This window comes from Robbsia andropogonis (assembly GCF_034047095.1).
GTDB classification, from domain to species: domain Bacteria; phylum Pseudomonadota; class Gammaproteobacteria; order Burkholderiales; family Burkholderiaceae; genus Robbsia; species Robbsia andropogonis.
Genome location: NZ_CP139170.1, coordinates 923,115 through 949,790, shown reverse-complemented (window position 1 = coordinate 949,790; position 26,676 = coordinate 923,115). Strand labels below are relative to the sequence as shown.

General features: G+C 60.9%; 26 protein-coding genes. 9 read left to right on the top strand and 17 right to left on the bottom strand.

The genetic code is table 11. The features are described from left to right. Positions 1-6: 6 nt before the first annotated feature. The gene (gene trmL / locus SJQ66_RS17670) at positions 7-477 is read left to right on the top strand and encodes a tRNA (uridine(34)/cytosine(34)/5-carboxymethylaminomethyluridine(34)-2'-O)-methyltransferase TrmL (RefSeq protein ID WP_024902490.1); all 471 of its coding nucleotides are present in this window, start codon (positions 7-9) and stop codon (positions 475-477) included. On the opposite strand, the gene SJQ66_RS17665 is transcribed toward trmL, so the two are convergent. The 4 genes from SJQ66_RS17665 to SJQ66_RS17650 all read right to left on the bottom strand — a co-directional run bounded on the left by SJQ66_RS17665 (position 478) and on the right by SJQ66_RS17650 (position 3,018). After that, a complete protein-coding gene (locus tag SJQ66_RS17665) occupies positions 478-1,536 on the bottom strand; it encodes an NAD(P)H-dependent glycerol-3-phosphate dehydrogenase (protein WP_046151903.1) in 1,059 nt (352 codons plus the stop codon). Positions 1,537-1,544: 8 nt separating this feature from the next. Next, complete coding sequence (gene secB, locus SJQ66_RS17660) at positions 1,545-2,033, bottom strand: protein-export chaperone SecB (protein ID WP_024902488.1); 489 nt, start codon at positions 2,031-2,033, stop codon at positions 1,545-1,547. A 159-nt stretch (positions 2,034-2,192) separates the two neighbouring features. After that, on the bottom strand, positions 2,193-2,489 hold the full coding sequence (grxC, locus tag SJQ66_RS17655) for a glutaredoxin 3 (protein ID WP_024902487.1): 297 nt from the start codon (positions 2,487-2,489) through the stop codon (positions 2,193-2,195). 112 nt (positions 2,490-2,601) lie between these two features. Continuing rightward, on the bottom strand, positions 2,602-3,018 hold the full coding sequence (locus SJQ66_RS17650) for a rhodanese-like domain-containing protein (protein WP_024902486.1): 417 nt from the start codon (positions 3,016-3,018) through the stop codon (positions 2,602-2,604). 243 nt (positions 3,019-3,261) lie between these two features. Between SJQ66_RS17650 and gpmA the strand changes: the two genes are divergently transcribed. The 3 genes from gpmA (at position 3,262) to SJQ66_RS17635 (ending at position 6,597) form a co-directional block, all read left to right on the top strand. Then, positions 3,262-4,008: a 2,3-diphosphoglycerate-dependent phosphoglycerate mutase gene (gene gpmA / locus SJQ66_RS17645; protein ID WP_024902485.1), complete on the top strand. Its 747-nt coding sequence runs from the start codon at positions 3,262-3,264 to the stop codon at positions 4,006-4,008. Positions 4,009-4,237: 229 nt separating this feature from the next. Beyond that, positions 4,238-5,821, top strand: a complete 1,584-nt coding sequence (locus tag SJQ66_RS17640; RefSeq protein ID WP_024902484.1) for a S41 family peptidase — start codon at positions 4,238-4,240, stop codon at positions 5,819-5,821. Continuing rightward, complete coding sequence (locus SJQ66_RS17635; RefSeq protein WP_024902483.1) at positions 5,818-6,597, top strand: HesA/MoeB/ThiF family protein; 780 nt, start codon at positions 5,818-5,820, stop codon at positions 6,595-6,597. The genes SJQ66_RS17640 and SJQ66_RS17635 overlap by 4 nt, the downstream gene beginning before the upstream one ends. 51 nt (positions 6,598-6,648) lie before the next feature. Here the strand turns inward: SJQ66_RS17635 and ptsP are convergent, their stop codons facing one another. The 7 genes from ptsP to SJQ66_RS17600 all read right to left on the bottom strand — a co-directional run bounded on the left by ptsP (position 6,649) and on the right by SJQ66_RS17600 (position 14,413). Then, positions 6,649-8,403 carry a phosphoenolpyruvate--protein phosphotransferase gene (gene ptsP / locus SJQ66_RS17630; RefSeq protein ID WP_024902482.1) on the bottom strand — a complete coding sequence of 585 codons (1,755 nt, stop codon included), beginning with the start codon at positions 8,401-8,403 and terminating at the stop codon, positions 6,649-6,651. 95 nt (positions 8,404-8,498) lie between these two features. Beyond that, the gene (locus SJQ66_RS17625; RefSeq protein ID WP_024902481.1) at positions 8,499-8,768 is read right to left on the bottom strand and encodes an HPr family phosphocarrier protein; all 270 of its coding nucleotides are present in this window, start codon (positions 8,766-8,768) and stop codon (positions 8,499-8,501) included. After that, positions 8,737-9,204, bottom strand: a complete 468-nt coding sequence (locus SJQ66_RS17620) for a PTS sugar transporter subunit IIA (RefSeq protein ID WP_024902480.1) — start codon at positions 9,202-9,204, stop codon at positions 8,737-8,739. Before SJQ66_RS17620 ends, SJQ66_RS17625 begins: the two co-directional genes overlap by 32 nt. A gap of 332 nt (positions 9,205-9,536) precedes the next feature. Continuing rightward, positions 9,537-10,484, bottom strand: a complete 948-nt coding sequence (gshB, locus tag SJQ66_RS17615; RefSeq protein WP_024902479.1) for a glutathione synthase — start codon at positions 10,482-10,484, stop codon at positions 9,537-9,539. A gap of 3 nt (positions 10,485-10,487) precedes the next feature. Then, positions 10,488-11,774: a glutamate--cysteine ligase gene (gshA, locus tag SJQ66_RS17610; RefSeq protein ID WP_024902478.1), complete on the bottom strand. Its 1,287-nt coding sequence runs from the start codon at positions 11,772-11,774 to the stop codon at positions 10,488-10,490. 794 nt (positions 11,775-12,568) lie between these two features. After that, entirely contained in the window at positions 12,569-14,050 is a 1,482-nt protein-coding gene (locus SJQ66_RS17605; RefSeq protein WP_024902476.1) for an ammonium transporter, read from the bottom strand. Between the two features lie 24 nt (positions 14,051-14,074). Beyond that, a complete protein-coding gene (locus SJQ66_RS17600; RefSeq protein ID WP_024902475.1) occupies positions 14,075-14,413 on the bottom strand; it encodes a P-II family nitrogen regulator in 339 nt (112 codons plus the stop codon). 462 nt (positions 14,414-14,875) lie between these two features. Here SJQ66_RS17600 and SJQ66_RS17595 point away from each other — a divergent pair, with 462 nt between their 5' ends. Together SJQ66_RS17595 and SJQ66_RS17590 are read left to right on the top strand one after the other, a co-directional pair. Further along, complete coding sequence (locus SJQ66_RS17595; protein ID WP_081764814.1) at positions 14,876-15,142, top strand: accessory factor UbiK family protein; 267 nt, start codon at positions 14,876-14,878, stop codon at positions 15,140-15,142. A gap of 62 nt (positions 15,143-15,204) precedes the next feature. After that, a complete protein-coding gene (locus tag SJQ66_RS17590; RefSeq protein WP_320535116.1) occupies positions 15,205-16,941 on the top strand; it encodes a YifB family Mg chelatase-like AAA ATPase in 1,737 nt (578 codons plus the stop codon). Between the two features lie 31 nt (positions 16,942-16,972). On the opposite strand, the gene SJQ66_RS17585 is transcribed toward SJQ66_RS17590, so the two are convergent. Genes SJQ66_RS17585 through SJQ66_RS17575 form a run of 3 tightly spaced genes read right to left on the bottom strand, consistent with a single transcriptional unit; the run spans position 16,973 to position 18,836 of the window. Further along, complete coding sequence (locus SJQ66_RS17585; RefSeq protein WP_024902472.1) at positions 16,973-17,887, bottom strand: alpha/beta fold hydrolase; 915 nt, start codon at positions 17,885-17,887, stop codon at positions 16,973-16,975. Next, positions 17,880-18,632 (bottom strand): alpha/beta fold hydrolase, encoded by a 753-nt coding sequence (locus tag SJQ66_RS17580; protein WP_157684943.1) that lies wholly within the window; start codon positions 18,630-18,632, stop codon positions 17,880-17,882. The genes SJQ66_RS17585 and SJQ66_RS17580 overlap by 8 nt, the downstream gene beginning before the upstream one ends. 39 nt (positions 18,633-18,671) lie before the next feature. After that, positions 18,672-18,836: a hypothetical protein gene (locus SJQ66_RS17575; RefSeq protein ID WP_201779101.1), complete on the bottom strand. Its 165-nt coding sequence runs from the start codon at positions 18,834-18,836 to the stop codon at positions 18,672-18,674. Here SJQ66_RS17575 and SJQ66_RS17570 point away from each other — a divergent pair. Further along, a complete protein-coding gene (locus SJQ66_RS17570; protein ID WP_201779102.1) occupies positions 18,835-19,380 on the top strand; it encodes a TetR/AcrR family transcriptional regulator in 546 nt (181 codons plus the stop codon). The genes SJQ66_RS17575 and SJQ66_RS17570 overlap by 2 nt on opposite strands. Positions 19,381-19,621: 241 nt before the next feature. On the opposite strand, the gene SJQ66_RS17565 is transcribed toward SJQ66_RS17570, so the two are convergent. After that, on the bottom strand, positions 19,622-20,290 hold the full coding sequence (locus SJQ66_RS17565; protein ID WP_024902469.1) for an MgtC/SapB family protein: 669 nt from the start codon (positions 20,288-20,290) through the stop codon (positions 19,622-19,624). A 409-nt stretch (positions 20,291-20,699) separates the two neighbouring features. Here SJQ66_RS17565 and SJQ66_RS17560 point away from each other — a divergent pair, with 409 nt between their 5' ends. Beyond that, complete coding sequence (locus tag SJQ66_RS17560; RefSeq protein WP_320535115.1) at positions 20,700-22,232, top strand: histidine phosphatase family protein; 1,533 nt, start codon at positions 20,700-20,702, stop codon at positions 22,230-22,232. 477 nt (positions 22,233-22,709) lie between these two features. Here SJQ66_RS17560 and SJQ66_RS17555 read toward each other — a convergent pair whose 3' ends face one another. Beyond that, positions 22,710-23,309: a hypothetical protein gene (locus SJQ66_RS17555; protein ID WP_024902467.1), complete on the bottom strand. Its 600-nt coding sequence runs from the start codon at positions 23,307-23,309 to the stop codon at positions 22,710-22,712. Positions 23,310-23,393: 84 nt separating this feature from the next. Between SJQ66_RS17555 and SJQ66_RS17550 the strand changes: the two genes are divergently transcribed. Next, positions 23,394-23,927: a TlpA disulfide reductase family protein gene (locus tag SJQ66_RS17550; RefSeq protein WP_024902466.1), complete on the top strand. Its 534-nt coding sequence runs from the start codon at positions 23,394-23,396 to the stop codon at positions 23,925-23,927. Between the two features lie 127 nt (positions 23,928-24,054). Here the strand turns inward: SJQ66_RS17550 and SJQ66_RS17545 are convergent, their stop codons facing one another. Next, a complete protein-coding gene (locus tag SJQ66_RS17545) occupies positions 24,055-26,325 on the bottom strand; it encodes an NADP-dependent malic enzyme (protein ID WP_046152010.1) in 2,271 nt (756 codons plus the stop codon). Positions 26,326-26,676: the final 351 nt, after the last annotated feature.

Sequence of the window (26,676 nt, the reverse complement as noted above, 5' to 3'; positions counted from 1 at the left end):
GCCACCATGTTCAACGTCGTTCTGGTCGAACCGGAAATCCCACCCAATACGGGCAACGTCATCCGCCTTTGCGCCAACACGGGCGCTGACCTGCATCTGATCGAACCCCTCGGTTTTCCATTGGAGGACGCAAAGCTGCGACGCGCCGGGCTCGATTATCACGAGTACGCGCGCATGCGGGTACATCCGTCATGGGAGGCGTTTCTGGACGCGACGCAACCCGATACCGCCCGGATGTTCGCGTTCACGACGAAAGGCGCCACCGGCTTCGCCGGTCAAGCGTTGCAACCCGGAGACTGGTTTGTTTTTGGCCCGGAAACACGTGGCTTGTCGGACGCTTTTTTGGCGACATTCGACACCGCGCATCGACTCAGATTGCCGATGCGGCCGAACAATCGCAGCCTCAACCTGTCCAATGCCGTCGCAGTCACGGTGTTCGAGGCATGGCGACAAGTCGGCTATGAGGGCGGGCTTTGACTATTCGGCCTTCGCGTCTCGCTGGAGCAGCATGGCAACGGCGTCGCGTGCCGGTTGTCCATCGAACAGCACGGCGCACACAGCGCGCGTGATCGGCATGTCGACACCGCGCGCATGGGCCAACGCATCCACGGCACGCGCGCACGCGACGCCTTCGGCGACGTGACCCAACCCCGCCAGGATCGCATCGAGCGATTGCCCGCTCGCCAGTTGCAAGCCGACCTTGCGATTGCGCGACAGATCCCCGGTAGCCGTCAGAATCAGATCCCCCACGCCGGACAGGCCGGTGAACGTTTCCGCTCGGGCGCCCAGTGCGACGCCAAGACGGGTCATCTCGGCCAACCCTCGCGTGACCAACGCCGCACGGGCATTCAGACCAAGGCCCAGGCCATCACTGATACCGGTGGCAATCGCCATCACGTTCTTGACCGCCCCCCCCACCTCCACACCCGGTAAGTCGTCACTCGTATAGATTCGCATCGCATCGTGATGACAGGCATCACGAATACGCTGCAGGCACGACGGATCGGTGCTGGCCGCGGTCAAGGCCACCGGCAGACCCAACGCGACCTCCTTCGCGAAGCTGGGGCCGGTCAGCACCCCCAAAGCCGGCCGTGCAACGTTCTGCGCGCCAGGATACGCGGCCTCCAGGACATCGGTGGCAACGTGATGCGGCAATTTGCCTGACCCGGCCTCGAAGCCCTTGCACAGCCAGACAATGGTCGTACCGGCCGGCAACAACATCGGGCCGGCGCCGTCCAATCCCGTCAGTCGCGACAGCATCGGACGCAGGCCGGCAACGGGCGTTGCCAGAACCAGCAGCGTGGGAGAAACGGTGGCATCAGGCGTGCCATGCGCGACGGCTGCCGCGAGGTCCGTGCCATAGCGCAGCATAGCCGGCAACGGGCAGCCAGGAAGGTAGATTTCATTGGTGCCATTCGCCGCGAGACGGGCAACGAGCGTGGCATCACGCGCCCACAGCACCACGTCGTGGCGGCGGGCGAGATGGGCGGCAACCGCGGTACCCCAGGCACCGGCGCCCAATACTGCTATTTTCATGCGGACGCTCAGTGCGTCTGCGGCGCGCTCTGGGCGACCATGATGTCGCTATCCGGGCCGCCGGCCTGCTGCTGTTGCTGTTGCTGCTCGTATAGCATCTGGAAGTTGATTTCCGCCAGGTGAATCGGCGGGAACCCCGCGCGCGTCAGCACATCGGCGATGTTCGAGCGGAGGTACGGAAACAGGATCTGCGGGCAAGCGATATTCAGAACGGGATCGAGCTGATCCGCCGGCAAGTTACGGATATCGAAGATGCCTGCTTGCGTCGCTTCCACCAAAAACGCCACCTTCTCGCCGACCTTGGCCTTCACGGTGCCGATGACACTCGCTTCGTAGACGTTTTCCTGCAACTGCTGGGATTTGACCATCACTTCCACTTCCACCTGCGGCATTTCCTGCTCAAGGAAAATCTGCGGAGCATTGGGCAGTTCCAGGGACGTATCCTTCAGGTAGATACGCTGGATATTGAAGAAAGGCTGGTCGTTTTGGTCGCTCATCGATCATCTCAGAAAATAAACCGGCGACATGCGGATCATATCGCCGGTGCAATACGCCAACCCATCATGCGCGACAACGCGCAAACAGGTGGTATCCGGGGTGCCGCCCGGTGGCCGCCACAACACGCGAACGCGGACGCGGCACAGCGGGCAAGCGGGTCAACTGCCCGTCACCGCACCATCCAACAGCGGCATCAGGCCACCGGCGCGGTCCAGTGCGGACAGGTCGTCATAGCCACCAACATGCGTTTCACCGATATAAATCTGCGGCACGGTGCGGCGGCCGGTACGGGACATCATGGCTGCCCGCTGCTCGGGGTCCTTGTCGATCAAAATTTTCTCGACGTGCTCGACGCCTCGCTGCTTCAGCAAGCGTTCCGCCATCTGGCAATACGGACAGACCTGCGTGCTGTACATCACGACGTGATGTGCGCCTTTGTCTTGTGGGTTACTCATTCGTTTGCTCCTTGCTTCATGCATTCGATGCCGCGCCCGTTACATCGGTCACCGCACGCCTCGCGAGGCGCGGCCGAACCGGACGGATGCGTTCAGGGACCTTCCCAGCATGTCACGCTTTCGATGCCACCACTGGCAACCCTGCTTTCTGCCAGCCGTCCACACCGCCTTGCAGCGAATGGACTTCGGTGTAACCAGCCTGTTGCAGCACGTCGAGCGCCTTGGCCGATTGCTGGCCGGTCTGGCAGACGACGATCACCGGGGTCACCTTGTTTTTTGCCACCTGCTGCGCCTTCGCCGACAGATCAGCAGCGGGAAGGTGCCGCGCCTGCGGCAAATGCCCCACCGCGTACGCCTGGGCAGTGCGGACGTCGATGACAACCGCATTCCGGCGATTTATCAGCAAAATGGCTTCACTGGACGACAGCCCACGGTTGCGCCGCGTCAACGTGGGCCACAACAACATCACGCCGGAAACCACGACGACGACGATCAGGACAAGGTTGAAGGGATTTGTAAAAAACTTCACAGGCGACCGCCGCAAAAAGGGAATTCGCGCATTATAGACAGTCTCGCCGGATTTTCGGGCCAATTGCGTCGGCGCAATGGTACGGTTGTGCGCCGGACACTCTAGAATGTGGGGATAGATGCGCGCGAATCAAGCACCCGGCGCCTGCCTGGTGGAGGCCTCCTCTCCCCGGGGGGAACCCCGTGTGGCCTGGCATCCAGGCATTCGCGCGCAGGCCGCATTATCCACTACCGATGTTTCGCCATGTACAAACTCGTTCTGATTCGCCACGGCGAATCCACCTGGAATCAGGAAAATCGCTTTACCGGCTGGGTTGATGTCGATCTGACCGCAAAAGGCGCGACCGAAGCCCGGCAAGCCGGCAAACTGCTGAAGGATGCCGGCTTCACCTTCGATATCGCCTACACCTCGGTGCTGAAACGTGCGATTCGCACGCTGTGGCATGTGCAAGACGAAATGGACTTGATGTATGTGCCCGTCGTGCATTCCTGGCGCTTGAACGAGCGTCACTATGGTGCGCTCGCGGGTCTGAACAAGGCGGAAACCGCGCAGAAGTACGGCGATGAACAGGTGCTGGTCTGGCGTCGCAGCTACGACACCCCGCCACCGGCGCTGGATGCCGCGGAAGCCGACAAGTGGGCCCGCGATCCACGTTACGTCAAGGTGCCACGGGAGCAATTGCCGCTGACCGAGTGCCTGAAAGACACCGTGGCACGCGTCATGCCGTTATGGAACGAGTCGATCGCGCCGGCATTGCGCGGCGGCAAGCGCCTGGTGATCGCCGCGCATGGCAACTCCATCCGTGCGCTGGTCAAATACCTGGACAGCATCCCGGACGACGATATCGTCGGCCTGAATATCCCGAACGGCATCCCGCTCGTCTATGAACTGGATGCAGACCTGAAGCCGATCAAGCATTACTATCTAGGCGATGCCGACGCCATCGCCAAAGCGCAAGCTGCCGTGGCGAACCAGGGCAAGGCGAAATAAATCCGCGCCGGGCGGACGCGCGCATCTGGCGCCCGCCCGGCCCACGCCGAACCTGGACGGCGCCCGCGCACGGCCTTTCACCCGCCTTGCTCAGGCAACACCGGTTCAAATCATGCACGCAAACCACGCTATACTGCCTGGGATACCCGTCGATAACGGCGCGTTCTAACGTATTTTCCTAATTCGCCCGTTTTGCACGCGGACCAATCCGCTCATTCCCACCTTCGTTATGCGCAAACACCTGAAGCACCTGGTATTGATCGTTGCCGGTCTGGCGACCGGCGTGCTGGCCACACTGCAGATTTCAGCGGCCGCCCAGACCACTGCGAACAACACGGCTGCGGCTGCGGTAGCGCCGTTGCCATTGGATCAACTCCGCTTGCTGGCGGAAGTTTTCGGACAGATCAAGCATGAATATGTCGAGCCGGTAGACGACAAGAAGCTGTTGACCGCCGCCATCAAGGGCATGGTGTCCAGCCTCGACCCGCATTCGTCGTATCTGGATAAGACCGACTACCAGGAACTCCAGGAACAGACGCAGGGCCGCTTCGCGGGGCTCGGCATCGAAATCTCGTCGGAAGACGGCCTGATCAAGGTGATCTCGCCAATCGAGGACACGCCCGCCGCGAAGGCCGGTATCCGTCCTGGTGACCTGATCACCCGCATCGACGACACGCCTGTACGTGGGATGACGCTCGATCAATCGGTCAAGCGCATGCGCGGCGCGCCGGGTTCGAAGGTCACGTTGACGATCTTCCGCAAATCGGACCAGCGCACGTTCCCGCTCACGGTGACCCGTGCGGAAATCGTCGTCAAGAGCGTCAAGTACAAGATCGAGGAGCCGGGTTACGCGTGGGTCCGGATCACGAGTTTCCAGGAAAAGACGGTACCGGATCTGGCCGCCGCGCTGCGCGATATCGCGCGCCAACAGCCGAACCTGAAGGGCTTGGTGCTGGACCTGCGTAACAACGGCGGCGGCTTGCTGCAAAGCGCGGTGGGCGTGGCCGGATCGTTCCTGCCGGCCAATTCCCTGGTGGTGTCGACGAACGGCCAGATCGCCGATTCGAAGCAGGCCTATCGCGACACGTTCGACAACTATCGTCTGCCAGGCATGACCACCGATCCGCTCAAGGGCCTGCCCGACGAGTTCAAGAGCGTGCCGATGATCGTGTTGACCAATGCCTACTCGGCGTCGGCCTCCGAAATCGTCGCGGGCGCGCTGCAGGATCATCATCGCGCGCTGATCATGGGCAAGACGACATTCGGCAAGGGTTCCGTGCAAACGGTCCGGCCGCTGACCGCCGATACCGCGTTGCGTCTGACGACGGCGTACTACTACACACCGAGCGGCCGTTCCATACAGAACAAGGGAATCCGTCCGGACCTGACCGTCGACCAGTTTGCCGAAGGCGACCCGGATGATGCGCTGGTGACACGTGAAGTGGACTACACGAACCATCTGGCCAACCTGCAGGACCCGAACGAGAAGAAGGAAGCCGAGACACGGGAAGCAGACCGGATGGAGCAACTGCGCCAACTGGAAGAACGCAACGACAAGATGACGCCGGAACAGCGTCAGAAGGAGCGCAATCGCCAACCGCCTGATTTCGGAACGATAACCGGCGCGAATGCGGACTTCATGCTGCAACAGGCATTGAACAAGTTCAAGGGCTTGCCGGTACAGTTGTCGAAGTCGGCAGCCGAACGTACGCTGTCGGCCGCGAAGCCGCCGGTTGATGCATCGGCCCCCGTGGTCACGACCAAGCCCGCGTTGCCGGCAGTCCCCGGCGCCTCGGCACCGGCCGGCAAATGAACGATGCGCAGTTGCTGCGGTATTCGCGGCACATCCTGCTGGATGAATGGGGTATCGAGGTTCAGCAGGCCGTATGCAACGCCCGTGTCCTGATCATCGGCGCGGGCGGGCTGGGATGTCCGGCGGCGCTGTATCTGGTGGCGGCCGGCATCAAGCAACTAACGGTGATCGACGGTGACGATGTCGACCTCACCAATCTACAGCGACAGATAGCGCATACCACCGCCAGCGTGGGCCAGGCCAAGGTCGACTCCTTGGCGGACACGGCGGCCCGTCTCAACGCTGATGTTCTCTTCCGCGCTATTCGCACCCCCGCCGACGATGCCCTGCTGGCGCGCGAGGTGCCGTTGGCCGATGTGGTGCTCGACTGCACCGATCACTTCCGCATTCGCCAGGCCATCAATCGTGCCTGCGTAGCGCATCGGGTACCGCTCGTGTCCGGAGCGGCATTGCGATTCGATGCCCAGGTGACGACGTTCGATCTCACCGACGACGACGCACCCTGCTATGCGTGCATGTTTCCACCCGAGCCTGCGCCAGAAGAGGCATCCTGCGCGACGATGGGGGTGTTTGCCCCGACGGTCGGGATCATCGGGGCGATCCAGGCAGGCGAGGCGTTGAAGGTGCTGTCCGGGGGAATGGGCGAGACACTGTCCGGCAGACTGCTGATGCTCGACAGCCTGACCATGCGTTGGAACGAGTTCAAGGTCTCACGGCAACCGGATTGCCCGGTCTGCAGCGGTCATGCAGGCGCGACACGACCGCATGCGATATAACGGGCGCGCCGCCACAGTTCCCGCCGGCTTGCCTCCGATGTTCATCGCGCGCTACAACGCCGCCAGCCGGGCCACGGTCGCCTGAATCTCGGCAGGCTCCACCATTGCCGCAAGGTCGGCGACACATTTTTCCAGCTTTTCGAGATCCGAGCGTAACACTTCGCGCTTCACCAACAGCAATTGGCTCGGGTGCATCGAGAACTCACGCAGACCCATCCCGAGCAGCAGTCGCGTCATCAGCGGGTCACCCGCCATTTCACCACAGACCGCCACCGGAATCTTGGCGCGGTTCGCCTCGCTGATCGTCATGCTCAGCAATTTCAGGACAGCAGGATGCAACGGGTCGAATAACGCCGCAACGGCGTTGTCCGCACGGTCGATTGCCAGCGTGTACTGGATCAGGTCATTGGTCCCGATTGACAGGAAATCGAAACGTTTCAGGAACAAGGGCAGAGCCAATACCGCGGCCGGGATCTCGATCATCGCACCAATCGGCACGTTCGGATCGTATTTGATGCCGGCAGCGTCGCACTGCGTCTTGGCCTCGTCGATCAACGCCAACGTTTGATCCATCTCGCTGGCATGCGCCAGCATCGGGATCAGGATGCGAACCGGACCATGCGCCGAGGCGCGCAGTATCGCACGCAACTGCGTCAAGAACATCTGGGGCTCTGACAGGCACCACCGAATGGCGCGCAGCCCCAGGGCCGGGTTCATCTCCGCCTCGAAACCCTCGCCGGTACGCGAGTCGAGCGGCTTGTCAGCGCCCACGTCAATGGTCCGAATCGTCACCGGCAGACCATTCATCGCCTCGATCGCGCGCTGGTACTGCGCCAGTTGTTCATCCTCATCGGGCAAGGTGCCGCGCCGGTTCATGAACAGGAATTCGGTTCGAAACAAGCCGACCCCGGTAGCACCTGCGGCAGACGCCGCCAATCCATCGTCCGGCAATTCGATGTTGGCGTGCAGATGCACGGGCGTGCCGTCCAACGTCTGCGTACTGGCCGAGCGCAACAACTGCAGCTTGCGTTGCTCGAGCGCGCGTTCGCTTTGCCGGTAGCGGTACTCCTCCAGCACGGTCTCTGGTGGCGAAACGATGACGACGCCGCGCTCGCCATCCACGATGATCACATCGTCCATCCGGATCAAGGTACTCGCTTGCTGCATGCCAACTGCCGCAGGGATCCCGAAACTGCGCGCGACGATGGCGGTGTGAGAAGTACGGCCACCCAAGTCGGTGACGAAGCCGCAGAAACGTTGCGTCTTGAACTGCAGCATGTCGGCCGGGGCGATATCGTGTGCAACCACGATCATCTCCATGTCTCCATCACGCGTGCGTTCGGCCACCAGTAACGCCGCGGACGGATGACCGGCCAGTACCTTCAGGACACGTTCCACGACCTGCTCGACGTCGGCGCGACGTTCCCGCAGATAGGGATCGTCCATTTCGTCGAAGTGCCGGATCAGGCTGGCCAACTGCTCGGTCAAGGCCCATTCGGCGTTGTAGCGCCGGGTGCGGATCAACTCCACCGTCGCGTCGCCGAGCATGGCGTCGCGCAATAGCAGGCCGTGGACGTTCAGGAAGGCGTCCATTTCGCCGGGCGCATCGGGCGGCAGTTCCGCACGCAAGACTTCCAGCTCCGCGCCCACGGCGTCTTGCGCCGTCCGGAACCGCTGCACCTCTGCGTCGACGTCACCCGGCTCGACGACATAGTGATCGACGTCGATCGCGGCCGATCCGATCAGGCAGGCACGACCAATGGCGATGCCTTTCGAAACCGGAATCCCATGCAGAGTGAAAGACACGCGCGCGCTCCCAACAAAAGAGGTCGATGGGGTTGAATGCCACAAAGCACGCGCAGGACGGAGGAAAGAGGGTGACGACGACGCGTGCGAATGCGCTACTGGCCTTCACCGAATTTGTCGGCGATCAGCCCTTTCAGCGCCGTCATGGCATCGGCTTCATCGGCGCCTTCGGTTTCTACCAACACCGTACTGCCAATGCCCGCCGCTAGCATCATCACGCCCATGATGCTCTTTGCATTGATCCGGCGTCCATTGCGCGACATCCAGATCTCGCAGGCAAACTTGCCTGCCAACTGCGTCAGTTTAGCCGATGCTCTCGCATGCAGCCCGAGTTTATTGATGATGGTGATTTCTTCGCGCTGCATGGTGCTCGGACGGACAGGTAACCGGGGGAACGGGGAAAACGTAGGGTGCCGCCTGCGCGACCGCCTGAATGCCATTGGTGCCACCGGCCAACGTCTTTTCGACCAGCATGTCCAGCGATGTGGTGCGATAGCAGATCGCACGAAGCAGCATCGGCAGATTCACGCCGGAAAGCACCCGAACATTGGGTATCGACGCCAGCCTCCCGGCGATATTTGCCGGGGTTGCGCCATATAAATCAGAAAAGACCAGCGTGCCATTGCTGTCTTTCAGGTGCTCGATTTCCGCACGCGCGACTTCTTCGACAGCGGCGGGATCACTATCGGGCAATACGTCGATTGCACCAATCTGCGCAGGCAATCCGCAGTAGATGTGTTTCAGACAATCCCGCAGCGCACTTGCCAGCGGGGCGTGAGCAACAATCAAAATACCGGCCATTTTTTTCCAGCCCCGAAAGGCTCGAGTTGCCAGGCGCGCCATCGCTGCGAATATCGGGGGAGGTGCCGGTCTACCGCCAGCCGCCGCCGATGAGGCACGCGCGGCAAGATTACGCGACCTCCCGGCGATATTGCGCCCCGCGGCATTCGCACCAACCCTGGTACGTTACATGCGCGCGAACATGACGTATCCGCCCGGATTGACGGGAAAGCGTCAGGCTTTGAATCGATTGTAACATTCCGGCGGCCGAAGTGCGCTGCACAATGATGGACCGGTCATCAAAGTGTTGCCATAAACCCTTCGCGACAGCAGCCTACCGTGCGTCGACTGGATCAGGCATTGGCGGTGGTCTCAAGGGCGTCGACGAACAGTGCGGCCACGTCACAGCCGGTCTGATCCATGATCTCCCGGAAGCAGGTCGGACTAGTGACGTTGACCTCGGTCAGGCAATCACCGATTACATCCAGCCCTACTAGCAACAAGCCACGTGGATAGAGGACCGGCGCCAGGGTCTCCGCAATCTCCCGGTCCCGCGCCGACAGGGGCTGCGCACGCCCGACGCCTCCCGCGGCAAGGTTGCCACGTACCTCCGTGCCCTGCGGAATGCGCGCCAAGGAAAACGGCACCGGTTTGCCACCGATCAGCAGAATGCGCTTGTCACCCTGCTTGATTTCCGGGATGTAGCGCTGCGCCATGATGGTGCGGGCACCATTATCACTCAGCGTCTCGATAATCGCACCGAGGTTTAATTCGTCGTCCCGCACGCGAAAAATACCAGTGCCGCCCATGCCGTCGAGCGGCTTCAAAATGACGTCCCGGTGGGTCGCATGGAACGCGCGCAATTGGGCGGCATTCCGCGTCACCAGCGTCGGCGCGGTGAATTGCGCGAATTCGCCGATCGCCAGTTTTTCCGAATGGTCGCGGATTGCCCGTGGCTTGTTGAATACGCGTGCACCCGCCCGCTCGGCGATTTCGAGCAACCACGTCGCGGTGACGTATTCCATGTCGAAAGGCGGATCCTTCCGCATCAGGATCGCGTCGAAGTCGGTCAACACGCGCTGCCGCGCAGGTTGACGGGCGAACCAATGCGACTGCTCTTCACCAACGATGTCGATCTGGCTGGAGACGGCGGACACCGCGCCGCTTTCCAGGGCCAGCGTCTGCGCCTCACAGGCAAACACGGTGTGGCCTCGACGATGCGCCTCGACCATCATCGTGTAGGTCGAGTCCTTGTAGATCTTGAATTGTTCCAGCGGATCGGCGATGAACAGAATTTTCATGGATCAGACCTGTATGGCCTCCGGATCGGTTTTTTCCAGTTCGATGGACGCAGCCAGCAATGACAGGCGCGCGACCACGCCGTAGAGATAGAACCGGTTGGGCGGCGCGGCAGCCGCGGCGTGCTGGTCGGGCATCGCCGCGCTCTCGAACGACAAGGGAACGAACTGCATGCCCGGTGCATTCAGGTTCTCGTCGCGCTCACGGTTCTGATGCACCCGGTAGAACCCGCCCACGACATAGCGGTCGATCATATACACCACCGGCTCGGCCACGGCGGCATTGACGCGCTCGAACGTGGGCACGCCCTCCTGGACGATCACGTCATGGACTTCGATGCCTTCCTTGCCAGTCGCCATCTTGTTCCGGTCGCGCTTGCTGAGGCCGGCCACCTCGGCCGCGTCGTGGACCGTCATCACACCGTTGCCGTACGTTCCCGCGGACGCCTTGACGACCACGTACGGCTTCTCGCCGATGCCGTATTCGCGATATTTCTTCGCGACCTTCTTCAGCACCGAATCGATCGCGTCGGCCAACCGTTCCTCGCCGATCCGCTCCTGGAAATCGACATCGTTGACCTTCGCGAAATACGGATTCAGCATCCAGGGATCGACATCGACAACCTTGGCGAAGCGCTTGGCCACGTCGTCATAGCACGCAAAGTGGTTCGACTTGCGCCGCACGGCCCATCCGGCATGCAGCGGCGGCAGCAGGTATTGCTCGTTCAGATTCTCGAGCACACGTGGAATACCGCCAGACAAATCGTTGTTCAGCAGAATCGAGCACGGGTCGAAGTTCTGCATGCCGAGGCGCCGCGGCATACGCTGCACTGGCTCGAACACCAGCGTCTGACCGTCAGGCAGCGTCACGGTCATCGGGTCCATCAGGTCGTCGTCGAGCGAGCCGATCCGGACATTCAAGCCCGCCTGCCGCATGATCGACGACAACTGCGCCAGATTTTCGAGATAAGCGCGGCTGTGATGCCCGCCTTCCGGGATCAACAGCAGATTCTTCGCGTCGGGGCAGATTTTCTCGATGGCGGCCATCGATGCCTGCACCGCCAGGGGAATCATCTCTGGCGGCAAGTTATTGAAACCACCGGGAAAGAGATTGGCGTCCACGGGCGCCAGTTTGAAGCCTGCATTGCGCAAGTCCACCGAGCAATAGAACGGCGGCGTATGCTCCTGCCACTCGAGTCGGAACCAACGCTCGATCGCCGGCGTGGCATCGAGGATCTTCCGTTCCAATTCGAGCAAGGGACCGTTCAGCGCGGTAACAAGATGCGGAACCATTAATATCTCGCGGGCGGTTAATGTGGGGAATTGTATGCTTATATAGAGCGGAGAGACGTTGAAAACCGTCTTTCACAGACCAGACACGACCCCCAGATCGGTCAAATCCTTATCCGCCCGCGTCCGAAACATGGAGGACAAAATCCCCTGCCGTCCGGTGCCATGCGTCATGCACAGGCCGGCCCGTTGGGCATGGGACGGGCTCATCGTAGCGCAAAAATCAGGCCAACTTCGATATTGCGCGGGCACCCTGGACCACACCGCGATAAGTGTTTGATCAGCCTAATTTTATCACCCGACGCCCCGAGACCCGATTGATGACCGGTGGGTCATTTTTTCCGACCGCCCGGCATAAAACGTCATGACGCGCTTACATATGGGGCCGCACGCACCCGTTTCAAGGCGCGAATTGCAACGATTGAGCGTGACATGTGAAAGAAGGAATACCATCTCTCCCGTGTTCTGCGAAAGCTGGCTCTTTTCCTGTTGGCGGGCGCTGCCTTAAGGTTGTGTGCCTTAACGTCATTGCCCCGTACGCCGCCCGTCGTCATCGGTAGCAACGATGAAACGAGCGAGATGCAACATCGCTACGGAAATCGGGAATTGGGCTTGCATGCGATCGCGTTCGCGTCGGCCGCGACGCCCCCCCCACGACATCGATTGCACCACGGATCACAGCGCACTCGCGCCGGACGGTCGGCCCAAATGACAAACCCGCCGAAAGGCGGGTCCGTCATTGAAACGACATACCGGGAGGTGCGATGCACGGCCCTCCCCGATGTGACGCCCTGTTATTACTCCACGTGCTCGCCGTGCAGCGAGACGTCGAGACCTTCGCGCTCTTCGTCTTCCGTGACACGCAACCCGATGATCACGTCGACGATCTTCAGCAGGACGAAGGTCAGCACGCCGCTGTAGACCAGCGTCGTCACCACACCCTTGATCTGCGTCAGCACGTTGCCGTCCAGGCCGCCGATGCTCGGTTGAACGAATACGCCGGTCAACACCGCACCGATGATACCGCCGATACCGTGCACGCCGAAAGCGTCCAGCGAATCGTCCCAGCCCATCTTGTTCTTGAGCCAGGTTGCACCCCAGAAGCAGACGACGCCAGCAACGATACCGATGATCAACGCGCCTGTCGGATTGACGAAGCCCGCCGCGGGGGTAATGGCAACCAGACCTGCCACCGCGCCCGAGGCCAGACCCAGGGCCGAGGGCTTGCCATGCGAAATCCACTCGGCGAAGATCCAGCCCAGCGCCGCGGCCGCCGTTGCGATCTGCGTCGTTGCCATCGCCATGCCGGCACGGCCGTCCGCTGCCACTGCCGAACCCGCGTTGAAGCCGAACCAGCCCACCCACAGCATGGCGGCACCAGCCAGCGTCAGCACCAGATTGTGCGGCGCCATGATTTCACGCTGATAACCAATCCGCTTGCCCAGGACCAGCGCGGCAACCAAACCAGCGATACCGGCGTTGATGTGAACAACCGTACCACCGGCGAAGTCCAGCACGCCTGAAGCCGCGAGCCAACCCGTCGGTTCCCAGACCATGTGTGCCAACGGCGCGTAGACGATGATCGACCACAGCACCGAGAACACCAGCATCGCCGAAAACTTCATCCGGTCAGCGAACGCACCGGTGATCAGGGCCGGCGTGATGATCGCGAACGTCATCTGGAACATCATGTAGACAGATTCGGGAATCGTCGGCGCCAAGTGGCTGACCGTTTCCGTGACCGTTGCACCGTCCGCCGACTTCGCGTACGTCATGCCGCTCAGGAACGCCCGCGAGAAGTTGCCGAGGAAGCCACTGCCCGGCGTGAACGCCAAGGTATAGCCCAGCACCATCCAGACGATCGTGACCGCGCAGCAGATCGCGAAGCTCTGCATCATCGTCGCCAGCACGTTCTTCTTGCGGACCATGCCGCCGTAGAACAGTGCCAGACCCGGAATCGTCATGAACAGCACGAGTGCCGTCGACGTCAACATCCAGGCCGTGTCACCGCTGGAGATCTTGGACGCATCCACGGAGAACGGCTCGGTCGGTGCCGCTGGCGCCGCCGCTGCCGGAGCAGAAGCACCCGACGCCGCTGCCGCTGCCGCCGTGCCGGAGCCCGCATCGGGCGCTGCCGACGGAGTGGAGGCCGGAGCCGCCGATGATGCTGCCGCCGGCGTGGCCGACGCTGCGGATGCCGCATCCTGCGCTACCGCGGGAGCTACCACTGCCCCGAGCAGCGATCCCGCCATCAGAATGCCCAACAAGAATTTACGCATTTGCTATTCCCTCTTCTGTCTCACTCACAGCGCGTCAGCGCCCGTTTCCCCGGTCCGAATACGAATCACCTGCTCGATCGGCGTGACGAAGATCTTGCCGTCGCCGATCTTGCCCGTGCGCGCGGAGCGCTCGAGCGCTTCGATCGCCTGATCGACGAGATCGTCGGAAACCGCCGCCTCGATCTTCACCTTCGGCAGAAAGTCCACGACATACTCCGCACCGCGATACAGCTCGGTGTGCCCCTTTTGCCGTCCGAAACCCTTGACCTCCGTGACAGTAATCCCGGAGACGCCGAGCGCCGACAGCGATTCGCGCGCTTCGTCGAGCTTGAACGGCTTGATGATTGCTGTAATGAGTTTCATCGCATGCTCCAATTAATCGGCTCCTCGCTCAGTGAAAGACGATCCGCGATGCGCATGCGCCGTGAAGCGGACGCGCTACGGTGCTCTCACGGTCCCGATGTTGCCATCGGCACACCCCTGGTACCGAAGGTTTTCGGATTGCTTATCGCAGGACCAGTCCACCCCTAGGCAAGCCTTATGCCATGCCAAGAGTCGTCGACGTTCCCGGACGCCAAGGGAACAGAGACGCGGCGCGAACGGGCTGTAGTCCAGACGGTCAAACCCTTTTCATCCCTGACAAATTCTCGTTTGGTTCATGCTAGAGTGCATCCGTGACGGTATGGCGGCACGCCCATTTCAGCGGCCTTGACTGTGGTACGCACGTAAAATACCACGCTCTTTGTCCATTTTGGTGCGCACTTTGTTGGTGCTTTTCCGCCACACACCGCCTCCCGCACCAATAAAGTGCATACAAGGATAAATATGAAACCCGAAGCTTTTCTGAAAGATGCGCAAGAGAGGATTGCTGACCTGTTGCGGCAATCCCCGGCGAAAGATGTCGAGCGCAATGTAAAGGCAGTCCTTGCCCAAGGCTTCGCGAAACTTGACATTGTCACGCGCGAGGATTTCGACACGCAAGCGCAGGTATTGGCGCGGACGCGTCAGCGCCTGGAGGAGCTCGAGCACCGTGTCGCCAGCCTCGAGCAGCAGGCGAATACCGCGGGCACGCCGGGCAGCACATCCCGCTGACATGCGCGCGCGGCGACCTCTCCTTTAATGAATGATGTAACGAACACAAAAGGGGTCGCACGATGACGATAGCCGTGGTCCACAGCCGGACCCTGACCATTGGCATGGCATTGCCAGTCACCGTCGAGGTGCATTTGGCCAATGGCCTGCCCGGTTGCACCATCGTCGGACTCCCGGATGCCGAGGTACGGGAGAGCCGCGAACGCGTGCGAGCCGCACTACATCACTGTGGTTTTACGTTTCCGCCGCGCCGCATCACGGTCAACCTGGCACCTGCCGACGTGCCGAAGGCCTCTGGCGGTTTTGATTTGCCAATTGCGCTGGGCATTCTCGTCGCCAGCGGCCAATTACCGGAAAGTGCACTGCGCAACGCGGTGTTCGTCGGCGAGTTGTCGCTGAACGGCGAACTGCGGGCCATACAGGGTGCGTTCGCGCTGAGTTGCAGCACGGTTGCCGCTACGCGGCAGGCAATGCCGACACCGGCATACGCACCCGCACAGGGCGGCGACGTCGCGCCAATAGCGCTTTACCTTCCCCTCGGCAATGCACGCGAAGCGGCTTACGTCCCAGGCAGCGTGGTCTACGGCGCGCTCGATCTCCCTGCCCTGTGTGCCCACCTGCGCGGCGAACGTGGCGCGCAAATCGCCCGCACAGTCGCGGGGACGTGCCACGACGGCCATGTCATCGACGATTGCTGCGGTGATGGCCGGGAAGAGGGCAAGAGCCGCGACGGCAATAACGGTAGCGGCACGGCGACACTTCATTGTCGTTCGAAAGCGACGTCCCCGGACACTTCGCCCGGTACCGATGGTCTGCCAGATCTGGCGGATGTCATTGGTCAAGCCGCGGCACGGCGCGCGCTCGAAGTCGCGGCGGCGGGAGGCCATCACATCCTGATGGTCGGTCCACCGGGCGCCGGTAAATCGATGCTAGCGGCGCGTCTGCCGGGTATCCTGCCGCCCATGTCCGACGCGGAAGCGCTTTCCTCGGCCTCCTTGCTCAGCAGCGCCGCGCGATTCGACCCTTTACGGTGGCGCCTGCGTCCGTTCCGCGCACCGCACCATTCCGCGAGCGCGGCCGCTCTTGTTGGCGGCGGCAATCCGCCGAGGCCCGGAGAGGTGTCACTGGCGCATAACGGCGTCTTGTTTCTTGACGAATTGACGGAGTTCGATCGGCGTACGCTGGATATGTTGCGGGAACCGCTCGAAACCGGTCATATAACAATCAGTCGTGCGGGCAAGCAAGCCCACTTTCCCGCCGCTTGCCAGTTGGTATCGGCGATGAACCCCTGCCCTTGCGGATATGCCGGCGACCCGTCGGGACGATGCCGCTGTAGCGAGGCGATCGTACAACGGTATCAGGCCCGCATCTCGGGCCCCTTGCTCGATCGGATCGATATACGGCTGACACTGGCGGCATTGACGCCGATGGAATTGATGTCGGGGAATAGCGCGCCTCGGCACGCCGGAACGCGAACGAGCGCGGTGGAACGCCAGCGCCCGCGCGGTGAGTGCAGCGCGAACGTGCGGGCGCGGGTACAAGCAGCCCGGCATCGTCAGACGACACGGCAAGGTTGTGCCAACGCCATGCTCGACGCACGGCAGTTGGCGCAGCATTGCCGCCTCGACGACGCTTCGCGCGATCTCCTCGCGCGCGCCATGCAACGCTTTGGTTGGTCGGCCCGCGGGCACCATCGCGTACTCCGTCTGGCCCGCACGATCGCGGATCTTGACAATAGCGATCTGCCCACCACGCAACACGTCGCGGAAGCAATCCAATATCGAAAGGCGGAAGATTGAATACCAACTCAACGTATTGCGCTTGCTTTTATTACTTCGTTGTACATATTGTAAGAAATGGCAAGAGTGATTCCAGCACTTCCCCGGGCGCGTCTTCAGGCTGAAGATGCCCACCCGAAGTCGCCTTTCCGCTTACATTGTCTGCCCATCGCAGCCAGGTGTCGATCGGTGTACGTTGTTTGGATGGATGATCGGCCTCAGGCCATAACACGAGAACCGGGCAAGGCATCTTGCGTCCCGCCTTAAGGTCACCCAGGTCGAGCGCGAGGTCTTCGTTCATCGCGGCGCGATAATCCTCGCAGATGGCATGTCGTACCAAGGGGTCACGAAACGCAGCGCGATAGGCGTCTAAGGCCGCTGGCTCGATGATGTCTCTGCCGTCGGTCATCCTGTCAAGCGCTTGGTCAATAAAGGCGTCGGGGGCGGCGGCAAGCAGGCGCTCAGGCAAGTCGGCTTCCTGGGCAAGGAAAAACCAATGGAAGGCGCGCGCTGCAGCGCGATAGTCCATGGCTGCCATCGCGTCCGCGGTGGGTAGCACAGCAAGTGATGCATAGGCCGATATCCTTGTCGGATGGTCGAGTGCAAGCCGATATCCGACGCGTGCGCCGCGGTCGTGGCCGACGACCGCAAAGCGCTCATGACCAAGGTGGGTCATGAGCGCGGCAAGCGCGTCGCCGGCACGTCGCTTGGTCCATCGTGGCGACATGTCACTGGGTCGACTGGAACCGTAGCCTGGCAGGTCCGGAACGATCACGGTATAGTGTTCGGCCAGTTCCGGAGCCACTTTCCGCCAGGCGATGTGGGTCTGGGGATAACCGTGAATCAGCAGCAACGGCGGACCATCGCCTCCCCTCGCGCCAGCGAAATGCACGCCACCTGCCTCGGCATCGATGCGTTGCCATGACGGGAAAAATGGTGGAGCGATGGCAGCGTTCGATTCAACCATGCGTGGCACTCCTGATAAGTTTACGGCGAGGAGAGTGCCGCGACACGATCGTTGCTCCTGGTGAAGCGGCCTGCTCAATAACGTCCGCGGTGTCATGAGGCATATCAATCATGACATCATGCCCACAGTCGAACGCGTATGTTCGCCAGTTTTCAGCACGGGCACGGTCGTAGAACTTCGTAAATGGGCCAGTCCATCCGGTTGCAAGCACATATGAGCGGTTGGTAACAGACTCATGACGCCCGGTCAGACGTAATCGCTCAGTCCAGCAAGCCAATGAACCGGAGGTCGTCCGCGAATTTACCCACGCCTGATCGTCAGGATTGACACCAAATACGGCGGCCGGAAGCGGCGGTACGGTGTGCCCCCCGTGCGATTGGGCCATGTCGACGTACGCGGCGGTGGCTGCCGGCGCGTCCATGTCGAAAAGAGACTTTCCATCCTCGCCGATGAAACCATCAAGGTAGACCAGCGACCGGACCTTTTCTGGGACGGCATCTGCGACAGCCGTGACGATACTTCCGCCATACGAGTGGCCTACGAGCACCACATCGGTCAGCCCCTCAAATTCAATGACGTTGAGAACGTCTCGTACATGGGTGGACGCATTGACCGCTGCAGACGCCAGATGCGAACGCTCGCCCAGGCCGGTCAGAGTCGGGGTAAAAACGTCGTAACCCTTACGACGCAGTATCCGGGCAACCCGGGCATAGCACCATCCGCCGTGCCATGCACCGTGAACCAAGAGGAACGCCGGAGGTGCAGAATGAGGTATCATTGTTTATTAGTGATCGCTAAAAAACATCAGTCTGAGGAGCTTGACGAACGGCGTCAAGTGTTTTTTAATGATCACTATGAAACAGACAAGCCCCGCGGAAAAGCCCGCCTCATCCCGCAAAACCGGCAGGCCACGCGCCTTTGATGAAGACAAGGCCGTGGAAACAGCCATGCGGCTCTTCTGGCGCCATGGTTATGAAGGCGTAGGCATGAATGAACTGACCAAGGCAATTGGCGTGGCGCCACCCAGCCTGTACGGTGTATTCGGCAGCAAAGCGAACCTGTATCGACGAGCGCTCGATCGTTACTCGCAAGCGTTCAGTTTGATCGACCGTTCAGCCGTCCAGCAGGCGGACTCCCTGCCCGAGGCGGTGCGCCGATTGCTCGTCGCCGCTGTCGACACGGTCACTTCCGTAGAGGGGGAACGTAGCTGCATGGTGTCGAGCGGCATGCTATGCACACACCCCGATCACCACGAACTGGCCAGCGAACTGGCCCAGCGCCGCGACCGCATCCGCCAGGACATCGCGTCAGTGCTTGCGCCTTGGGTCGAAGGTTCTCAACTGGCCGCCACCGCACGACACCTGGCGGCGGTATTGCAGGGTTTTTCAATTCAAGCGCGCGACGGTGTGTCGCGCGAAGCGCTACTGGAAACCGCGGAACATATCGCTCATTCGTTTGCCTTGAAGCGCCCTGGATTTCGAGGAGATATGTGATCTTGAGAGAGATGGGCTCACGATCACCGGGAACGGCTCAAGGCGCTGGATCGAGAAGTCCCGGCGCTGCTGCGCGCCAACGAGACGAGGTGCGCATCGCCGATGGCGGGCGCATCCAGAACGCGAACGGGGGCGTGTATAACGCCGGCGAGATCTCTGGAAGCGGATGCACTGCTAAGTGCTCGCATCGTATGGTGTCCGCCGAGACAGCCTTCCGCGTTACGCGCTGACGCTGCCTTTCTCAATCCCGAACCGTAACGCCCCGCAGTTTCCGAAGCGCTTCCACGGATTTCCGGTATTGCCCTGTCGTCACGCGCGAGAACGTGATACGGATCTGATCAAGGTTATCGTCTTCTTCATGACGTTCGACAACGAATTGCCGCACCCGGCCCGCCTCGGGCCCCAGCACATCGTGCAGCACATGCAGCGTCAACACACCTCGCTCCGCATCGAGGACGATCTGGTGTGATTGCCGGTTGGCGCGATATCGTTCCTCCAGCGGCTTGATCCCTGCCAGAATCAGCAGGATGATCAGGGTCGCCGCGGTCGCGGGAATGTACATGCCGCCCCCCATCGCAAGACCGACACCGGCGACTGCCCAGACACTTGCCGCCGTGGTCAAACCCCGAACCACTTCGTTGCGCAGAATAATCGAACCCGCACCGAGAAAACCAATCCCTGAAACCACTTGCGCGGCAATCCGAGACGGGTCTAGGACCACATGATCAGCCTGCATGATGTTCGAGAATCCGTAGGCAGATACGAGAATCATCAAGCAACTGCCGACACTGACCAGCATATGCGTGCGCAGGCCAGCAGCCCACGACAGCCTTTCCCGCTCGAACCCGATCGCGCCACCAAGTATGGCCGCTCCGGTCAGCCGTCCGATCATTTCCCAATTCGACAACAACATTACGGGTTCCTTCGCTTGATTGCGTCCCGGCAACGAAGAACACGCTGCTTCGCCGTACGTCGTACGTACACCGGTAAAAAATCCATTGTAGCGATCCCCTTCACGGACCGCAGCACGACCGCGAGTCTATGTCCACATCCACATCATCGTTACCCACGCCATCGTCTCCGCCATGACGCCGCACCGGCACCCGTGTACGCCCCCGCCCGGCGATACGGGCATCGCCGCGTCGTGTCCGCGCCCCTGTGCGCTCAAACAGCTCTTGTCGTTCCGCGCGGCTTTCTGGAAAATGGCGCGACAATTAATTTGATGTGTGCGCAACGATATCAAAGAACGCCAATCGCTCTACCGGCGGCTTTCCTCGAACACGCGGCACACGCGAAACATGCGGCTGAGAAGGAGCGACATGACGGCGCGAGGAATGGAACGAGAAGCGTATGCGAGACTGGCAGATCGGGCGCAGGCACCCATGGCACCGATGACACACAAAGCACGGATCGCCCGCGCATGCGCCTCGGTGCATGCGCTATTCGGCGGATATGTCCGCCACGCACCGCTTGTCCTCGGTCTGTCTTTAGGCCTTGGCATGGGAGGTTGCGCGCTCATCGCGCAGTGGAAGGCGTCATCGACGGCCGCCCCCCTTTCCGGACCCGATCAGCCCCGCTCGTCGGGGACCGTCAGCATGACGGTTCCCGCCAACGCCGCATCGCGCCCGGCCACCCCGACGTCCACCGTGGTAGACACGCGCCCCGTGCCGTCAGACCTGCGCGTCATCACGGTCGGATCCGACCGCCGCGTTGCAAGCGTCGCGGCCGGCACGGCGGTAGACAATGAAGCCGCACAGAATCCAGCCTCGCCGAACGATCAATCCGTCAACAATACCGCCGCGACACCGGCACCGCGCGTCAGGACAATCGATCCCGATACGCTGCGCCTGGCATTGGCGCTTGCCACGGGCCCGACGAAGGTACGGGCGTTGCAACCTGGCACCGATGGCGACAGCCGGCCCGGTACCGTGTCCGCCAATGACGCGAACGGCTGGCAGTTGCAGGCGGTCATCGCGTTGACGCGCCCGGAAGCGGCAACGCGATTGGCCCGGAACGAAGCAGGCTGGCTGCGCAGTTGGCAATTACTGCCGCTACACGGTTGCCCCGCCCCGGATCAACTGTACGTTCATGCCGATATCACCGCTGCCGCCACGGATAGCGCGCGTCACGCAGCCGATGCCATGGCGCCCGGCTGCGGCGTTCCCGTGCATCGGCAAAACGACCTGGGTCGACCCGATCCCCTTTTCGACAGCATGGGCAGTCGCGCCTGCCTGATCGACGCCACGGCGCTGCGGCGCGATGTGCGTTCCGGCCCCGGTGCCCGGCTGATTCAGGGCAAGACGACCGCGGAGGGAGTGGTGGCATTCGCACTAAACGACGAAGGACCCTTGTTGCGAGCATCGCCTTACTTTACGGCGCGTCGCGGCACGCTGGCAATGCGTCAGGTATTGGGGGCGCTGACCCAGCAACGTTTCGGCGTAACGGTACCCTGGACATATGCGAGCACGCAAAGCCGCGTGTATTGGATCTCGGGAGATGGCTCCATGTTCGATGCGGTGACATCGATGCTCGACGGCGCCACCACTGCGCCCCGAGCGATCAGACACGCGGGACAGCCCGCACAATGGCTGTTCTCCCTTTGGCGCGATCCAGCGGACCAGCACTATTATGTGCGGGTCAACGCCGTCGACACGCCGACGCCTGTGATGAAGGGACGCTCAGGCAATCGGGGCGCGCTACCAACATCAACGGCATTTACACTGGCGAACAGCAGCGCATTGCGGTTGCGCGATTGCGACGCTTCAGACGCGAACGGCGCGTGCGGGTTGGAAGACTTCCAGCGCACCATCAGCAAGCGCCTGGCAACCGATTGCACGCGGCTTGCGCCATAAAGAAGCCCGGCAAATCGCCAACATCGCGCGCCGCAGCAGCGGTGAGACGGTGACCAGCGGGCGGGCCGCGATGTGCCGACCACGCCATATTATTGCTTTGGCAATATTTACAGGCGCCATCGCGGTCACGTTTTGGTATCTTTCTTACCGGCCCTGAACGGCGTATGGGAAAAGTAAGCTCGTTATTTCAAGGGAATGACGGGAAAGTCAAAATGACTGCCTTGTCAAGACTTGACTTATACACAAAACCGCGTCGTAGGCATGCGCTTACACAATCGGTCTTCGCGTATCGCATTACGTAATATATTTTTAATAAGTTATTGATTTTTATAAAAATAATTACCAAACAAATTTGACACGCATCGACTATTGACAAGCCCCTTCAACTTTGCGTCAAGTGAAAAAAAGTTGTGAACAAGGTTATCCACAGGCTGTCCGATGGTATTGGGTCTGCGCCCATCCAGCGCGACGCGTCGCTCAGAAAGGCTTGAAAGCATTAAAGAATCGCTGTTGATCCTGATCGGATGGTAAATGCTCGCCGACGATGACCACCTCATAGACCCGATCGCCGCGGGAGACGAACTGCGCCCGCACCACGCGCGACTGGCGGGTGCCAGGCACGGTGTCTGTCGACTGCCATGACTCGCCGGACAATACCGTCCCATCCGCAGCCGTCATCGAAACAGGCGCCGGAGCGACGGCGTGCGCCACGTTGCGCGCCATGCCATCGAGCAACGCACGCTGCGCAAGCCGGCGCATGGCGTCGCTGTCTTCCGGCAAGATCATCGCCCCTACGGCGTAGGTCACCCCATCCTTATTGGTAGCGGTCTGCGTGCGCATGCCAACCTGATGCGTCTCGTCCAGCACGATCTTGTCAATTTCCATCTGCGGCGCATCGGGGAAATCAGCGCTGTATTTCCCCGTGGCGTCGGTTGCGCTGCGCCAGCGTGTCTTATCGCTGCACCCGCCCAGCGCAAACACGCCACAGACAACACCACCCACGATACAGAGAGAAACCACGCCGCGACGGGTCCATTCGGCACTGGCTGTCGCACCGGAAGCAAAGCGAAAGATCATAATCAATACAATTTAAGAAACCGGTGTATTATCGCCGCAGTTCCCCATTCGCGTTTTTTCGCGCGGTCATAGAGGCATGACGTCATGCGTCCAACATCGTCCACGGCCACGAGTCGCAAGGGCATCTACGGCATTGCCGCCGCCATCATCGTCGCAGCGCTCACGTTGTCGGGATGGTTCGCGTTTACGTCGACAAAACATGTTCCAGATGCCACGTTCACGTTGCTCTCGGGTCAGAAAGTCTCTACCGGCGAATTGAAAGGCAAGGTGTACCTGGTCAATTTCTGGGCAACCAGCTGCGAAACCTGCATGCAGGAAATGCCGCAGATGATCAGCACCTACAACCAGTTCAAGAACGATGGCCTGGAGTTCGTTGCCGTGGCGATGAATTACGACAATCGATCGTATGTGGAAAACTACACGAAGAGCCGCAACCTGCCGTTCCAAGTCGCTTTCGATAACACCGGCGACGCATCGAAGGAATTCGGCAATGTGCAACTCACCCCCACCACCTTCCTGGTGGACCGCGATGGCAAGATCCTGAAGCGGTACGTTGGCGAGCCCTCTTTCGCGGAATTGCACCAACTGATCACCAAAGCCTTGTCGGCACAAGCATAAAACATGGTATGTCGCCGGCACCGCGTAGTGCGACCGCCCACTGCGCACATGCCCACCGTATAAGAAAAACGTCCGCTTTCCCGCCCCGGATCTCTCGGACGACGGAAAGCGGGCGTTTTCCATCGACTTATTCCTGCGCGATATTCGCGGCGGCGACTGCCGTCATATTGATGATGCGACGGACCGTGGCGGCGGGTGTGAGGATATGCGCCTGATGCGTGGCGCCCAGCAGGAACGGGCCCACGGTGATGCCTTCCCCGCCGGTCATCTTCAGCAGGTTGTACGCGATATTGGCCGCCTCGACATTCGGCATCAGCAGCAGATTGGCTTCGCCCTCCAGCGCCGACGCCGGGAACGCCGCCTTGCGGATACTTTGCGACAGTGCCGCGTCGCCATGCATTTCGCCTTCCACTTGCAGACCAGGTTCCCGTGCGGCAATGAGCTCGCGGGCTTTCGCCATCCGCTTTGCCGATGCACTGGGGACGCTACCGAAGTTCGAATTCGATAACAAGGCGACCTTCGGCTGAATACCAAAACGCGCGATCTGCCGGGCAGCCAGGACCGCCATATCCGCCAGTTGCTCGGAGGTGGGCACTTCGTTCACGTAGGTATCACAAATGAACAGGTTCCGGCCCGGCAACATCAGCAGGTTCATCGCCGCAAAGTTCTTCGCTTCGTCGGCACGACCCAATACCTGATCGATGTACTTCAGGTGGTCGTGATAGCCGCCGATCAAGCCGCAGATCATGCCGTCGGCTTCGCCAAGGCGCACGAGAATCGCTGCGATCAGACTGTTGAATTTGCGCAGCGACGCCTTCGCGACCTCCGGCGTCACCCCTTCGCGCGCACCAATCTCATGATATGCCTGCCAGCACTGGTGGAAGCGAGGATCGTCTTCAGGATCCACCAGATCGAAATGCTCACCGGCCAGCAGTTTCGAGCCGATTTTCTTCAAGCGCATTTCGACAACGGCAGGACGACCAATAAGGATCGGTTTCGCAATGCCTTCAGCCAGGACATATTGCGCGGCCCGCAATACGCGCTCATCCTCCCCTTCGGCAAAGACGATGCGCGCCTGGTTCGCCTTGGCCGCGACGAAAACAGGACGCATGACCATGCCCGTGTGATAGACCGTGGAAGCCAGCTTGTCGCGGTAGGCGTCCAGGCTATCGAGCGGCAAGGTTGCCACGCCGGAATCCATCGCTGCCTGTGCCACCGCCGGCGCGATCTTGATGATCAGACGAGGGTCGAATGGCTTGGGAATCAAGTAGTCCGGACCGAATTCGAGCGTATGGCCCTCATACGCCTTTGCTACTTCGTCGCCCTGGTCGGCTTCCTGGGCCAGTTCGGCGATGGCATGCACCGCCGCGAGCTTCATCTCCTCGGTGATCGACGTGGCGCCGACATCCAATGCTCCACGGAAAATAAACGGGAAGCACAGTACATTGTTGACCTGGTTCGGATAATCCGACCGACCCGTGGCGATGATTGCGTCCGGGCGCACGGCACGCGCCGCTTCCGGACGGATCTCCGGTTCAGGGTTGGCCAGTGCCAGGATCAGTGGCTGCGTCCCCATGTCCTTGACCATCTCCGGCTTCAACAAACCGGCAGCCGAGCAACCCAGGAAGATATCCGCGCCGCGCGTGGCATCGGCAAGTGTCCGGGCATTCGTCTCCACCGCATAGACAGCCTTCGACGGATCGAGATTATCGCGCCCGGTATGCACAACGCCCTTGGAGTCCACCATCAGGATGTTCGACTTTTTCACGCCGAGGTGCACTAACAAGTCAAGGCAGGCGATGGCCGCCGCGCCAGCGCCGGAGCAAACAAGGCGCACATCGCCGATCTGTTTGCCGACGACTTTCAATCCGTTCAGAATCGCAGCGGCGGCGATGATCGCGGTGCCATGTTGGTCATCGTGGAAGACCGGGATCTTCATTCGCTCGCGCAGCTTCTTTTCGATATAGAAACACTCGGGCGCCTTGATGTCCTCAAGATTGATGCCGCCTAGCGTTGGTTCGAGCATCGCTATAGCATCCACCAGCTTGTCGGGGTCCGTCTCGGCCAACTCGATATCGAAGACATCGATATCGGCGAATTTCTTGAAAAGACAGCCCTTCCCTTCCATCACCGGCTTTGACGCAAGCGGGCCAATATTGCCCAGGCCCAGTACCGCGGTCCCGTTGCTGATCACACCCACCAGGTTGCTGCGCGACGTGTATTTATTGGCATTCAGCGGGTCCGCATGAATCTCCATGCAAGCGGCCGCCACACCAGGGGAATACGCCAACGATAGATCAAGGCCATTGGACAATGGCTTCGTTGGCGTAACAGAGATTTTCCCAGGACGCGGAAACTGGTGATAAGCCAGCGCGTTCTTTTTCAGTTCTTCATCCATCTGCATCTCCCCTGGTTACCTGAATCAAAAGCAACAACGCGGTGTCACGGATACCAGCACGCCGATCATCCATAACACCGCGCAATAATATCTTTACGATGGCCACGCTAGGCCAGTATAAGCGGCGCCCAGTGTACACCTTTGCCAGCACAAACCGCCAGCGGGGCACATATGGAGAGAGGGCGGCACGAGTTGCGTCGCTTGGCGGAAAGCGTGCGACGGGCACCCTGAATATATTGAGAAGCAAAACGGAGCAAACCAATTGCTCGCGCTCTACCTCTTATTTAAAGGGCCGAAACATTATGTGGCGCAAGGCGTGAGGTGTGCCATTCATGCATGATCCGTGCAAAT